The sequence below is a fragment of the Streptomyces yaizuensis genome (assembly GCF_034961445.1).
GTDB classification, from domain to species: domain Bacteria; phylum Actinomycetota; class Actinomycetes; order Streptomycetales; family Streptomycetaceae; genus Streptomyces; species Streptomyces yaizuensis.
Genome location: NZ_BSBI01000014.1, coordinates 217,479 through 231,335, shown reverse-complemented (window position 1 = coordinate 231,335; position 13,857 = coordinate 217,479). Strand labels below are relative to the sequence as shown.

Genomic DNA, 13,857 nt, shown 5'->3' with positions numbered 1-13,857 from the left:
TTCTTTAGTGTGGGCGAGTGCCCGAGCCCGGCCCCGCGGCGGTGGATGTCGTCCTCCCCTGTCTGAACGAAGCAGCCGCGCTGCCCTGGGTGCTGGCGCGTATCCCGCCGCACTGGCGGGCCATCGTGGTCGACAACGGTTCGTCGGACGGTTCCGCGGACATCGCCGGAGCCCATGGCGCGACCGTGGTGCACGAGCCCCGGCGGGGTTTCGGCGCCGCCTGCCATACGGGGCTCCGGGCGGCCACCGCCGACATCGTCTGCTTCTGCGACTGCGACGCCTCCCTCGATCCGGGGCTGCTGCCCACGCTGGTACGCGAGGTGGTACTCGGGCGGGCCGAGCTGGCGCTCGGGCGGCGGCGCCCGACCGGCCCGGGCGTCTGGCCCCTGCACGCCCGGGTGGGAAATCTCGCCCTCTCCCGGATGGTGCGAAGCCGTACGGGGCTCCGGCTGCGCGATCTCGGGCCCATGCGCGCCGCACGCCGGGAAGCCCTGCTCGGACTCGGGCTGACCGACCGGCGCAGTGGCTATCCGCTGGAGATGGTGGTCCTCGCCGCGGACGCGGGCTGGCGGGTGTGGGAGACGGATGTGCCCTATCTCCCCAGAGCGGGCAGGTCGAAGGTCACCGGCACCTGGCGGGGTACCTGGCAGGCGGTACGGGACATGCGGGCGGTGCTCGCCCCGCGAACGCCGGTCCCCGACCGCCGGAACGTCCCGTGACCACGCTCCTGGTGATCGCCAAGGCACCTGTGCCGGGCCGGGCGAAGACCAGGCTCACCCCGCCCTACTCCCCTGGTCAGGCAGCGCTGCTCGCCGAAGCGGCTCTCGCCGACTCGCTGGCCGCGGTGGCGGATGCCCCCGTACGGCGCCGGGTCCTCGTCCTCGACGGGGCGCCCGGCAGGTGGCTCCCCCGTGGTTTCGAGGTGGTGGCGCAGTGCGCCGGGTCGCTGGACGTCCGGCTGGCCGCCGCTTTCGCGCTCTGTGCCGGACCGGCCGTACTGATCGGTATGGACACCCCGCAGGTCACTCCCGCTCTGCTCGCCCCGGTTCTCGCCAGGGACGCCTGGCGCGCCTGTGACGCGTGGTTCGGGCCGGCGGTGGACGGCGGATTCTGGGCGCTGGGGTTCGCCGTACCGGAGCCCGAGCTGGTGCGCGGAGTACCGATGTCCCGGCCGGACACGGGCGCGCTCCAGCGAAAGCGGCTCGTCGACGCCGGACTCACCGTGCGTGATCTGCCGGTGCTTCGGGATGTCGACACGGCACAGGACGCGCTCGCGGTGGCCACCGAGGCGCCGCACACCCGCTTCGCCAAGGCCCTGGCCCGTCTGCCGCTCGGCGGAGGTGACGCCCGGTGAGCGGGACCCGGGCCGCCGGAAGCGTACCGCCGTGGCTACCACCGGCGGCGGCCCGGGAGCCGGGTCCGGCCGACGGAGATCCCCTCCTGTGCGGGCAGGACCCGTGATCGGTCCACAGATCGTCCGTACGGGTCTGTTCCTCGCCGCACTGGTCACTCTCCTGGTCCTGACCGTCCGCCACGACGGCTACCACAGCGATCCGGCGGGGCTGTCCCGCTGGTACGCGGTGTGCTGGCTGCTCTTCGCCGCCGCCGTGCGGTCACTGCGCCGGGTTTCCGCCCGGCACGCGGCAGCCGTGGTACTCCTCGGCGGTATCGCGGTGGCGGCCACCGGATTGACGGCGGCACCGCGTACGAGCACCGACATGTTCCGTTACGCGTGGGACGGCCGAGTGCAGGCCGCCGGTATCTCCCCGTACGACCATGCGCCTCGCGACGCGGCACTGGTCCCCCTGCGCGACGGGTGGCTCTTCCCCTCCGGCACCGCGTGCACCGGCCCGGACACGACGCGCGTTCCGGGCCCGGTCGGGCAGGTCCGCTGCACCCGGATCAACCGGCCCGGAGTGCCCACCATCTATCCGCCCGTGGCCGAGGGGTACTTCCTGCTGGTTCATTCCGTGTCGCCGGACGGTTCCCGGCACAAGCCGCTCCAGGTGGGCGGTGCGCTGTTGTCGGTCGGGACCACGGTCGCCCTGCTCCTGGTGCTGCGGCGGCGTGGTGATGTCCGGTGGGCCGCGTACTGGGCGTGGTGTCCGGCGGTCCCGGTCGAGGCGGTCAACAACGCTCACGTCGATGTGCTGGGGGCGCTGCTCGCCGTCGTGGCGCTCGGTGTCGTGGTCCGGCACCGTGGCCTGGGCGGGGCGCTCCTGGGGGCCGCCGTCGCGACGAAGCTGCTTCCCGTGGTGGTGGTACCGGGTGCGCTGAGCGGGTTGCGGCGGGCCCGGGACGCGGCGGCGGTCCTGGTGCCCGCCGCGCTGGTGACCGCGCTGGTCTATCTGCCCTATGCGCTGGTGTCCCGGGGTTCGGTGCTCGGCTACCTCGGCGGCTATGCCGCCGAGGAGGGGTACGAGGACCCGTCGTCCGCCAAGAACCGTTTCGCCCTGTTGCGTCTGGTGCTCCCGGACGACTGGGCGCTGCCTGTCCTGGCGGTGATTCTGGTGTCCGTGGTGGGGTGGGTGGTTTGGCGGGGTGATCCGGACCGGCCGTGGAGCGGTGCCCTGCTGGTCACCGGCACCGTTTTTCTGCTGCTGACGCCGGGCTACTCCTGGTACGCCCTCCTGCTCGTCGCCCTGGTGGCTCTCGACGGCCGCTGGGAGTGGCTGACGGTCGCGCTGGCGGGTGCGGCCAAGTATGTGCTGGCCCCGGCGTTCGACGACGGGTACGCGGTGGGCACCACCGCCTATGCGATCGCGGCGGGCGCGGTGCTCACGGGCTGGGCGGTACGGCACCGGGCTCCGGGCAGGTCCCGGGAGCAGACACCCCGTCACGGCGATGGTCATGAATCCGGCGCCGGCCGGCCGACCGAGCCCACTCGGCCGAACGGGTGAGAACGCCGGAGTCCTGAGGGCCGGTGGCGGGGCCCACCCGAACGGCGCAACCGGCTTCGCCGGCCCGCCTCCCGGTGCGCACACTGGCCACGATGAGCCCTTCAGCCTGTTCCCCGCGGTACGCCTCACCGCCGGGGCGGACCCGCCGCCCACCGGCGCGGGGGCTGCCGTGACGGATCCCTGGACCGGCACCGCCTACGACTGCGCACTGCTGGCCGGCCGGGGCCGGCTGTTCCTGCGCGGTACGAACGGCTGGCTGCTGCCGCTGGAACTCGACCGGTGGTGCGCCCGGGCGGACTCGTGCGACCTGGCCGTCCTGCGGCGCTGCGAAGGGCCGGTGCTGGACATCGGCTGCGGCGCAGGACGGCTCGTGGAGGCGCTCACCGTGCGCGGTCACCGCGCCCTGGGCATCGACATCTGCGTCTCGGCCGTCGTCTGCACGGTGCTGCGCGGGGGTCGGGCCCGCCTGGGGTCGGTCTTCGACGCACTCCCCGGCGAGGGGCAGTGGGGCACCGTCCTGCTGATCGACGGGAACATCGGGATCGGCGGCGTCCCTTCCGTGCTCCTGGAACGGGCGCGCCAACTGGTCCGCCCCGGTGGCCGTCTGCTCGTCGAAACCGTCGCCGCCGATGTCGACGCCCGGCACCATGTACGCATCGACGACGGGCTCGGGAAGCGCGGCGCGGCATTCCCCTGGGCCAGCGTCGGACGCCGGGCGCTGCTCCGGTACGCGCGCACCGCGGGATGGACGGCCACGGAGCACTGGACCACATCCCGCAGACGTCACTTCTCCGCCCTGACGGCCTCTCCCTGAGGACGGCCCCCGGACCGGGCGCGGGTCACTCCGGCTGCACCGACCGGCCCGACCGGCGCATCCGCAGCAGCAGACAGAGCGCGGACACGGCGAACAGACCGGCCGTGATCAGCAGCCATCGCCCCAGGAACACGTCGGCGGGCAGCCCTGTCACGGCCGTGTAGTGGGGCACCCGCCGCAGGATCAGCGGCCACCAGACGAGCAGCAGCAGCCCCGACAGGAAGGCGGGCACCCGCAGATGGTTGACGCTCAGGCCGTGGCGTACCGGGGCCGTGTCCGGCGGCGGGGCGCCGGATCCACGGTGCTTCGGTACGGGTCGGCCCGGGCGCGGACGGCACAGGCGCCGGGCGGCCCGATCGGTGACGGAGTAGGCGGGCAGCAGGAGCAGATCATGGATGAGGGCGGCTCCGACGAACCAGACCAGTACGCCCACCGTGTCGCCCCGGAGCAGCCTCACCCCCGCGTACAGGGTCAGGGCGAAGGACGCGAGGACCAGCAGCAGATGCAGCGGGGAGGCGCCGTAGCGGTCGCGGAAAGCGCTCATACCCGCTCTCCGAAGGTGAGGCGGGTGACCCATTTGGTGTTGTGGACCCCGGGCGCGCCGGGGACGATGATCCTGGCCGGATAGCCGTGGTCGGGCGAGAGCACCGCCCCGTTGACCCACAGGGCGAGCAGTGATCGCCGGTCGCGGACCTGGTTGTCCCGGAGGACGGCCGACGCGAAGGCGCCTCCCCGCTGCACGGATTCCACCAGGACGTGCGGCGGGTCCGTGCCGAGCCCGACCAGCTCGGCCAGCGCGGCCAGCCGTACTCCTCGCCACAGTTGATCCGTTGTCGACCAGCCCTCCACGCAGGCGATGGGGAGTGCGCATTCGTCCTGGGGCAGGGCGCGCAGTGCGTCGAGGGTGAGCACGGTCCGACGGCCGCCGCCGAGCACGGTCAGCCGCCATCCGGGTCCGATGTCGCTGGTACGGATGCCGAGGGAGGCGGCCGTCTTGTTGATCTGGAACCCGTTCGGCCCCGGCCCGGGGTCCTGGCCGTGCGGGGCGAGCACCGCCGTCCTGCGGAGCCGGCCGCCCACGCTCTGCCCCGCCGTGACCAGCAGCAGCACCCCGGACCCGGCGCCCACCAGCGCCACGGCACCACGGCGGGACAGGGTCACCGGCGCCGGACGGGGCGACACGAGTGCGGCGGACCGGTCCCCGGCGGCGGGGAGGGCCCGGCCGGGGCGTACCGCACGCAGTGCTCTGGGCAGCCGGAAGGCCACATGGACCACGAAAGCACCGATGAACACCCATGCGCCGTAGAAATGGAGGGTGTAGAACGAGCCCGGGAAGATGTAGTGGAGCTGCACGTTGAGGATTCCGGTGGCGAACTCGAACAGGGCACCGCCCACCAGGAGGAGCAGTGATAGTCGCTCCACCGCGTGGCTGAACGAGCGCACCGGCGGCCAGGAGAACAGCAGGGGAATGACGGACCACAGCTTCGCCAGCAGCACCGGCACGAGCACGATCCCCAGGGTGACGTGGATGCCCTGGGTCAGACGGTAGATCCAGTACGGCGAGGTCGGCCAGGAGAACAGGTAGAAACCGAGCAGCCCCTTGTCGGGCGTCTCGTCGTTGGTCCGGGCCAGGTCCGGGTTGTACGCGGCGTAGGACAGCAGCCCGGTCACGAACAGGACCGTCACACCGAAGAGCAGGATCAGCCCGAACACGGCCGTCAGCCACGGCCCCCGCAGCGGACTGCGCCAGAACTCCGGACGCGCCGGGCCCGGCGGCGGGCCTGCGGGGACGACCGACGACAGCAGCCGCCCACGGCCCGGCTTCCCGGGTGGGGCAGCTGTCCGCTCGGAGCGATCCGCACCGTCCGACGGCACTCCTTGCCGCACAGCCGCCCCCTGCCCGGCCGGGGCGGGCCCGGCAGGCCCCCGTCGGCCGATACGGGCGGCCGTTCCGTCCGGTCGTTCCGCGGGGCGCCGACCTTCCGAGGCAGCCCCGGGCGCACTGTCGCCGGAGGCCGGCTCGCCGCCGGGTGCGGCGTCCCGCCCCGGGGATCCGGATCCCGGGTCCGAGGGCTCCTTCTCCTCCTCGTTCCTGTCCACCGATGCCCCTTCTCCTGGCCCACACCGAACGGTCGGACGCCCCCGCCGAGGTCCCGGGTGACGTCCCCGCCGAGGTGCCGGGTGGCGACTCCGTCGTTCGATCGGCCTGACGGCGACGCCGGCACACCTGGCCACGCTGACGCATGAGGAGCCTGCCCGAAGACAGCCGGTCGGGCGCGCCCTGTGATCTGCCACCGATGTCACCCGTCCGGTCCGCCCGGCTGATGATGTGCGGCGGCTTCACGTCCGCCTGGGCGGGCCGGGTCAGGTCGGAGCCGTACCGGGCGGACGGGGCAGGCCGGCGGACGCGGCCGAGGGGAGAGAGATCACCCTGTGGACGACGGCCACCGCCCCGACGCGCCACGCGGAGGCGGCGGCGACCCGCGGCCTTTCGGGAACGACCGGTCGCAGGGCTCGTCCTCTGCCGAACCGACGGCCGGCCGCTCGGCCAGGTGTGCCGGCACCTCTACCGAATCCGCCTCGGGCGCCTGAGGAATCCCGCCGGTACGCTCGCCCTGATCCCGGTCGTATGGGAGGACAGGCGCGACGGGCGACGGGATTCCCTGCACGGTACGCACCCCGCGCGCCGGCGGGGATGGTCCCCCTGATCACCTCGGCGTGGTCACGACCCGGACCATGGTCCCCGCGCACGCGGGGGCGGGCTCACCCCCGCCCCGGTGACGGGGCGGGGGGTTCAGGTGGTGGTCGGGAGTGGTGGGGGTCAGGAGATGGTGATGAAGCGGGCGGTGCTGGGGACTCCTTGGGCGTTGAGGGCGAAGAGCATGTAGGTGCCGGGGAGGACGACGCCCCTGTCGGCCGGGATGGAGACCGTATGGGTGTTGGCGCCCGCGGGGGTGGAGGTCAGGGGGACGCGCCTCTGGTCGTTGTCGGTGGAGTGGGTCGCGGCCGCCGCCCGCATCAGCACGAAGGAGGCCACCGGCCCGCCGGTGGTGACCGTGAGCGAGGTGCCCGCGGGGGCCTGGGGCGGTACGCCGCCGGTGATGGCGGGACGCGGTTTGGGTGAGCCGTCCGCGTTGAGCAGGTACGGCGGGGTGAACACGGCTCCGTCGGCGTGGTTGGTGGTGCAGTCGCCGCAGAGGCCGCCGCCGCCGGAGAAGATCCGGCCGTCGGGCAGCAGGTTCGCCACGCTGTGGTAGTTCCGCGGGATGGCCATGGTGGCGAGCGGGGTGAAGCTGCCGGTCGCCGGGTCCCACAGTTCGGGGGTCAGCACGGAGGTGGCGTCGCTGAACGGCACGGGGTACGACTGGCCGCCGAAGACGGCGACCTTGCCGTCGGGCATGACGACGCTGTTGGCGAAGGCGCGGGCCTGGTCCATGTCGCCCGTACGCGCGGCCTGGACCTGGTTTCCGTTGACGCTCACGGTGTACGCGCGCCGGGTGGCGGGCACGTTGTCGTACGCGGGCGAGCCGCCCAGGGTGAGCAGTTTGCCGATGTCGTACGCGACGGCGTTGCCGGTCATGGCGTCCTGGCTGTCGGCGCGGGTGCCGGCCGGGGTGACGCTGCCGTTCCCGGCGGTGGTGATCCAGTTCATCTGCTTGCTCGGGCCGAGTTGGAGCACCCTGCCGCCCGACGTGGCGTACAGCCACATGTGGTTGTCGGCGCGGTAGGGGCCGGCCGGGTCGGCGGTCATGGCCGAAGTGGCCGGGACGCCGGGGAGCTTGCGCCAGGTGGAGGTGTTCGGGGACCAGACCTCGCCGGCCTTGTCACCCGCGGCTCCGCTCCAGGACCCGCCGAGGACGAAGGCCTCGCCGGTGGAGAGCAGGGTCATCGACTGGTAGCCGCGGGCGATGTTCATGTTGCTGGTCGCGGACCAGGTGTCGGTGGCCGGGTTGTAGATGCTGGCCTTCTCCGCGTTGCTGCCGCCGGTGACCAAGACCCGGCCGTCGGCGAGCATCGCGATACCCGGGCAGAACATGTCGTGGCCGGTGTTGTCGACGCGGCGCTGGGTGACCTTGCCCGTCTTCAGGTCGAGGATCGCGGTCTGGGTGTAGCCGTTGCTGCCGCCGAAGCGGTCGACCGCGTACGCCGACCAGGCCAGGAGCTTGTCGCCGGGCAGGACGGCGGTGGCCACCGGTACGAGGGGGAATCCGGTGATCCGGCCCCAGGCGCCGTGGGTGGCCGGGTTGGCCGGTCCGCTCAGGCGTATCTCGGCGGCCGTGGTCCAGGGCCCGCGGTTGCCGGCCTCGCCGGTCACGGTCAGGCGTACGTAGCGGGCGGTCGCGGTGCTGGTGAAGGTGGCGGTCTTGACGGTGTCGTCGTCGCGCCAGGTGCCCGCCGCGACCGGGGTGCCGAAGGTGGTCCCGTCGGTGCTGGTGGTAACGGTGTACGCGCCCGCGCGCCCGTTGGGGCCGTCGTTGCGGGGCTGGTAGACGAGGGCGGAGACGGCAGTCGTGCGGTTCATGTCGATGGTGATGCTGTGCGGCAGCGGGGCCGGGGTGCCGGCATACCTGCTGTGCCAGATGGTGGCCGGGTTGCCGTCGAGGACGTTGGCCGCGCGGCCGTTCTCGGCGCCGGTCTCCTCATCGCTCGCCGTGGCCGTCCATCCGGTGCGGGGCAGGTCGACGGTGGCTGCCGGAGTTCCCGGGTCGCCGAGCAGGTTGAGCTCGGCGGCGGTGGTCCACGGGCCGCGGTTGCCGGCCTCGGTGACGGCGGTGAGGCGGACGAACCGGGCGCCCGTCGGGGCGAATCCGAGGGTCTTGGCGGCGGCGTCGTCCGCGAGGGTGCCGGTGGCGACGGGACTGCCCCAGTTCTGCCCGTCCGCGCTCATGCTGATGCTGTACTCGCCGACGCGCCCGTTGGGGCCGTCGTTGCGGGGCAGGTAGACGAGGCCGGAGACGACCGCCGTGCGATTCATGTCGATGGTGATGCTGTGCGGCAGCGGGGCCGGGGTGCCGGCATACCTGCTGTGCCAGATGGTGGCCGCGTTGCCGTCGAGGACGTTGGCCGCGCGGCCGTTCTCGGCGCCGGTCTCCTCATCGCTCGCCGTGACGGTCCATCCGGTCCGGTCGAGTAGCGGAGCCGCGGGCTCCATGGCGTTCGCCGGGGCCACGGCGTGGTGCGGCGACGCCTTCGCCGCCTGCTGGCCGACTGCTGCGGACGCCGGCCGGAGCGCTGCCCCGTCGGGGCCGCCGCCCGGCCCGGTACTCGCCACGCCGAGCCATGGCGTGGCCCCGACGAGCAACGAGCCGAGGGCAAAGGCGATGAGCAGAGGGGAACGGCGTAACCCTCGGGGGAGAGCGAGGATACGTCTGGGCTGCAATCGGACCTCCTGGGCAGACCGCGGAAGCGGAAAGGGAACGGTGAAGCGCCGACATCGGTTGTGAAACCGCTGTGGACCCACTGTGAACCCCTTGAACATAAGATCTTCGCACATTAACTCGGGCTTAAAACAAGCGAGTTGACGCAAAACCTCTGCCCTTGTACGCGAAGCCGACCCCTCCGCCGGATGAAGCCCCCACCACCCATGCCGCCCGGACGGCGAATTTGTCGTGGCGGGTGGCGACGGCTCGGGAGTTCTTGAGCCGGTTGATCGGAGGAAGGCCATGGGGCGGCATCCGCCTTCGCCGGCCAGATGGATCTTGCAGGTCAGGCCACCCCGGGACCGTCCGAGTCCTTCATCGGGGCGGTGGTGCCGGGGCGTGGTCCTTTTTTCGGGATGCGCGGCTTCTTCTTCCGGGCTCCGGCCGCGTGCCGATGGGCGCGGCAGGATGTCGAGCCGACGCCGACCATGCTCCAGTCGATCCGGCCCGCGAGGTCGCCGTCGGCCTGGACGGCACGCAGGATCCGGTCCCAGGTGCCGTCCGCCGACCAGCGGCGATGCCGTTCATGAACGGTCTTCCAGCTGGCGAAACGCTCGGGAAGATCTCGCCACGGTATGCCCGTCCGGGCCCCGGACAGGATGCCGTCGATCACCCTGCGGTGATTGTTCCACCGTCCACCGCGCTGTCCCGGTACTGGCAGGTGCGGCTCCAGCCGCACCCACGCGGCATTCGTCGGATCACCCCGCCCCCATGACCCACCGGACAGAACCTGGACCCGCTGGCCCCCAACTGGTCCCAAGAAAACATGAAGGCGGTACCGGATTTCTCCGATACCGCCTACGACCTGCGAAAACGCTGGTCGGGACGACAGGATTTGAACCTGCGACCCCTTGACCCCCAGTCAAGTGCGCTACCAAGCTGCGCCACGTCCCGATGCCCGCCTGACCTGGGGTTTCCCCCTGGCTGAGCGCGCATGAGAACAATACCGCACTCGGGACGGTGCTCACGAACCGCTTTCCGGACGGGGGAGCCCCCTGACAGGTCCGAGCGGGGCGGGGTGGGGCAGGGGCGGGCCGACGAAGGCATTGACCGGCTGTGCGCCCGTATCTACGCTGTGCGACGCGAACAGAAAGCGCTTTCCCCCGTACCGGTACGCCGTACGGTCCCGCCCACCAGCCACCGGGAGCGCCATGACCAGTCGCCACCGTGGAGCACAGCGACCGCACCGACTACGGCGGTCACCGGGGTCGCGGCGATCGCGCCGGGCCGGGGCCGGTCGGCGGCACCTCGCTCCGGTCGCCGTCCTCGTCGCGCTGGTCGCGCTTCTCGGCGGGCCCGCCGGGCCGGGGGCCGCCCAGGGGCGGGACGGTACCGCGGCCTTCCGGGTGCTGGTGTTCTCCAAGGTGACCAATGTGGCCCACGCCTCGATCCCCGACGGGATCGAGGCGGTCCGGCAGCTGGGGGCCGAGCACGGCTTCGCGGTGGAGGCCACGGACGACGCCGCCGTCTTCGCCGACGCCTCACTCGCCCGGTTCCAGGCGGTGATCTTCAACAACACCAACTCGACCCCCGCCTCCGGGGCCCTGCTCGACACGGAGCAGCGGGCCGCGCTCCAGCGGTACGTCCGGGGCGGCGGCGGCTGGATGGGGCTGCACTCCGCGTCGGCGAGCGAGCGGGACTGGCCCTGGTACGAGGGGCTGGTCGGGGCGATCTTCGACGGACATCCGGCGGTGCAGCGCGGGCGGATCAAGGTGCTCGACCGGACCCACCCCTCGACCAGGGAGCTTCCGGAGCTGTGGGAGCGTACGGAGGAGTGGTACAACTGGCGCGCCAATCCCACCGGCAAGGTCCACACCCTGGCCCAGATCAAGGTGCGGGACGGTGTCACCGGGCTGGACGAGGGGGTGGACCACCCCTGGTCGTGGTGTCAGGACTACGACGGCGGGCGCTCCTGGTACACGGCGGGCGGCCATGCCCCGGCCGCGTTCCGCGAGCCCGCCTTCCGGCGGCATCTGCTGGGCGGGATCCGCTGGGCCGCCGGGGCGGAGCCGGGTGACTGCACCGCGACGAAGACCGGGGCCTTCCAGCGCACCACCCTCGCCGCCGGTGATCTCGCGGACCCCTTCGAGCTGGCCGTCGCCCCCGACCGCCGGGTCTTCTTCATCCAGCGCACCGGCCGGCTCCGGGTGATCGACCAGCGCACGCTGAAGGTGACCACCGCGCTCGACCTCGCGTACACGCCGGACATGACCAGCCAGTCCGACGGTCTGCTGGGGCTCGCCCTCGATCCCGGTTTCGCCCGTAACCACTGGCTCTATCTGCTCCACTCCGACCGGGTCGAGAAGCGGCTGAACCTCTCGCGCTTCACGGTCACCGGGAACACCGTGGATCCCGCGTCGGAGAAGCGGCTGCTGACCGTGGACACCTGGCGCGGCGAGGGGCGGGCCAATTCCCATATGGCCGGTTCGCTCGCGTTCGACCGGGCCGGCCGGCTGTACGTGGCGACCGGGGACAATACGGACCCCTTCGCCTCCGAGGGCTTCTCCCCGCTGGACGAGCGGCCGGGGCGGCGGGCCTGGGACGCCCAGGCCACCTCGGGGAACACCAACGACCTGCGGGGCAAGATCCTGCGGATCGTCCCGGGGGACGACGGCGGCTACACCGTCCCCGAGGGCAATCTGTTCGCGCCGGGCACGGAGGGCACCCGGCCGGAGATCTACGCCATGGGGATGCGCAATCCGTTCCGTATCACCACCGACCCCCTCAGCGGTGCCCTGCTCGTCGGGGACTACGGGCCGGACGCGCGGTCCGCGAAGCCGGGCCGGGGCCCCGAGGGGACCGTCGAGTACATCCGGGTCACCGCGCCGGGCAACTACGGCTGGCCGTACTGCACCGGGAACAACACCCCCTTCCACGACTACGACTTCGCCACCCGCACCCCCGGTCCGGCGTTCGACTGCGCCCGGCCGGTCAACGACTCGCCGCACAACACCGGGCTGCGCGAGCTGCCGCCCGCGCTGCCGGCCACGGTCTGGCACGCGTACTCGGCCTCGGCGGACTTCCCGGAGCTGGGCACGGGCGGCGGCGGGCCCATGAGCGGTCCCGTGTACGACCACGATCCGGCGAACCCGTACCGCACCAAGTTCCCGGAGTACTTCGAGGGCCGGTGGCTCACGTTCGAGCTGACCCGGAAGTGGTTCAAGGCGTTCACCCTCCAGCGGGCGGACCAGCGCTTCGAGGATCCCCGGTTCCCGCCGGCGCGGGCCGGTGACCTCCAGTCGATCAACACCGTCTTCGCGGATCTGCGGTGGAACCAGCCCTTCGAGGCGGAGTTCGGTCCCGACGGGGCGCTGTACGTGATCGACTTCGGGCTGGGCAGCGGCACCGGCCGGGGCGGCAGCAACGAGGGCTCGGGAATCTACCGGATCGACCACGTCGGCGACGACCGGCTGCCGGACGCGCGGGCGGCGGCCACCCCCGACAGCGGTCCGGTGCCCCTGCGGGTCGCGTTCTCCGGGGCCGGCTCCGGGCTGCCGGACGGCCGTCCGGTGCGGTACGCGTGGGACTTCGACGGCGACGGCACCACCGACTCCACCGAGCGCGACCCGGTCCATGTCTACCGGGAGCGGGGGACCTGGACGGCGACGCTCACGGTCACCGGCCCCGGCGGTCTCGCCGGGTACGCCGCGCAGGAGATCACGGCGGGCAACACCCGGCCGGTGGTCACGGTGGAGCGGCCCGCGCGGGGCGGCATGTTCTCCTTCGGTGACACCGTGCCCTTCACGGTCACCGTCCGTGACAGGGAGGATCGCCGGATCGACTGTGCGCGGGTGGTGGTCCAGTCCCAGCTGGGCCATGACTCGCATCTGCATCCGCTGGACAACCACACCGGCTGCCGGGGCGGGATCGTGACGGACGCGGGCGAGAGCCACGGCCCGGGGCAGAATCTGTACTACGGAATCAGCGCCCGGTACGAGGACCGGGGCGCACCGGGAGCGCCCGCGCTGACCGGCTCGGCGGCGCTGACGCTGCATCCGTCGTTCCGGGAGGCCGAGCACCGCGCGGCGACCGGCGGCAGCGGCGACGGGGCCGTGACGGAGAGTCGCGCCGACGCCTCCGGCGGCCGGCGGCTGGGCGGGATCCAGCACGGCGACTGGATCGCCCTGGACCCGGTCTCGCTCCGGGGGGTGCGCTCGGTGACGGTGGGCGCGGCGTCGGGCGGGCTCGGCGGCACGGTCGCCTTCCGGGCCGGCTCCCCCGAGGGTCCGCTGCTGGGTACGGTGGAGGTCCCGGCCTCCGGCGACTGGGGCCGGGTCGTCTCCCCCACCACGCGGCTGCGGAACCCCGGCGGCACGGTGCGGCTGTACGCCGTCTTCACCCACCCCCGGTGGTCGGCGGGGCAGCCCGACCTGCTCGCCCTGGACTGGCTGCGGTTCAACGGGCCCGGCGTGGAGCGGCAGCCCGCGACCCGGGTCCGGATCCAGGCGGAGCCCACCTCCGGTCCGGCGCCGCTGACGGTGGCGCTGACGGGGACCGTACGGCTGCTGCCGGGCCGCGCGATCACCTCGTACCACTGGGACTTCGGCGACAACTCCCGCCCGGCGGGGCCGCGGACGGCTCTGGCCACCCATACCTACGACCGGCCCGGCGCGTACACGGCGCGGCTGACCGTCACCGACGACCGGGGGGACACGACCACCGCCCATCTGCCGCTCCGGGTGGAGTGAGAGCCCGGGGCCGGGACGCGCGAGGAGGAGGACGG

At 72.8% G+C, this 13,857-nt stretch carries 8 protein-coding genes, 1 tRNA gene and 1 pseudogene; 5 read left to right on the top strand and 5 right to left on the bottom strand.

Going from position 1 to position 13,857, the window contains the following annotated elements:
- Window positions 1-17: 17 nt before the first annotated feature.
- The 4 genes from SYYSPA8_RS29645 (at window position 18) to SYYSPA8_RS29630 (ending at window position 3,714) form a co-directional block, all read left to right on the top strand.
- Window positions 18-719: a glycosyltransferase family 2 protein gene (locus SYYSPA8_RS29645; protein ID WP_323450453.1), complete on the top strand. Its 702-nt coding sequence runs from the start codon at window positions 18-20 to the stop codon at window positions 717-719.
- Complete coding sequence (locus SYYSPA8_RS29640) at window positions 716-1,354, top strand: TIGR04282 family arsenosugar biosynthesis glycosyltransferase (RefSeq protein ID WP_323450452.1); 639 nt, start codon at window positions 716-718, stop codon at window positions 1,352-1,354. Before SYYSPA8_RS29645 ends, SYYSPA8_RS29640 begins: the two co-directional genes overlap by 4 nt.
- Before the next feature lie 103 nt (window positions 1,355-1,457).
- Complete coding sequence (locus SYYSPA8_RS29635) at window positions 1,458-2,900, top strand: glycosyltransferase 87 family protein (protein ID WP_323450451.1); 1,443 nt, start codon at window positions 1,458-1,460, stop codon at window positions 2,898-2,900.
- Between the two features lie 169 nt (window positions 2,901-3,069).
- A complete protein-coding gene (locus tag SYYSPA8_RS29630; protein WP_323450450.1) occupies window positions 3,070-3,714 on the top strand; it encodes a class I SAM-dependent methyltransferase in 645 nt (214 codons plus the stop codon).
- Window positions 3,715-3,739: 25 nt separating this feature from the next.
- Here SYYSPA8_RS29630 and SYYSPA8_RS29625 read toward each other — a convergent pair whose 3' ends face one another.
- The 5 genes and pseudogenes from SYYSPA8_RS29625 to SYYSPA8_RS29605 form a co-directional block, all read right to left on the bottom strand.
- A complete protein-coding gene (locus SYYSPA8_RS29625) occupies window positions 3,740-4,258 on the bottom strand; it encodes a hypothetical protein (protein WP_323450449.1) in 519 nt (172 codons plus the stop codon).
- Complete coding sequence (locus SYYSPA8_RS29620) at window positions 4,255-5,517, bottom strand: molybdopterin-dependent oxidoreductase (protein WP_323450495.1); 1,263 nt, start codon at window positions 5,515-5,517, stop codon at window positions 4,255-4,257. The genes SYYSPA8_RS29625 and SYYSPA8_RS29620 overlap by 4 nt, the downstream gene beginning before the upstream one ends.
- A gap of 1,018 nt (window positions 5,518-6,535) precedes the next feature.
- On the bottom strand, window positions 6,536-8,986 hold the full coding sequence (locus tag SYYSPA8_RS29615; RefSeq protein WP_323450494.1) for a discoidin domain-containing protein: 2,451 nt from the start codon (window positions 8,984-8,986) through the stop codon (window positions 6,536-6,538).
- Between the two features lie 369 nt (window positions 8,987-9,355).
- A pseudogene (locus SYYSPA8_RS29610) lies at window positions 9,356-9,861 on the bottom strand (IS5 family transposase); the annotation flags it as partial.
- Window positions 9,862-9,951: 90 nt separating this feature from the next.
- A tRNA-Pro gene (locus SYYSPA8_RS29605) sits at window positions 9,952-10,028 on the bottom strand.
- A gap of 257 nt (window positions 10,029-10,285) precedes the next feature.
- Here SYYSPA8_RS29605 and SYYSPA8_RS29600 point away from each other — a divergent pair.
- Window positions 10,286-13,822 (top strand): ThuA domain-containing protein, encoded by a 3,537-nt coding sequence (locus tag SYYSPA8_RS29600; protein WP_323450448.1) that lies wholly within the window; start codon window positions 10,286-10,288, stop codon window positions 13,820-13,822.
- Window positions 13,823-13,857: the final 35 nt, after the last annotated feature.

Coding starts and splice junctions, on each gene's coding strand:
- SYYSPA8_RS29625 (WP_323450449.1), bottom strand. CDS start 4,258: ATGAGCGCTTTCCGCGACCGCTACGGCGCCTCCCCGCTGCATCTGCTG.
- SYYSPA8_RS29600 (WP_323450448.1), top strand. CDS start 10,286: ATGACCAGTCGCCACCGTGGAGCACAGCGACCGCACCGACTACGGCGG.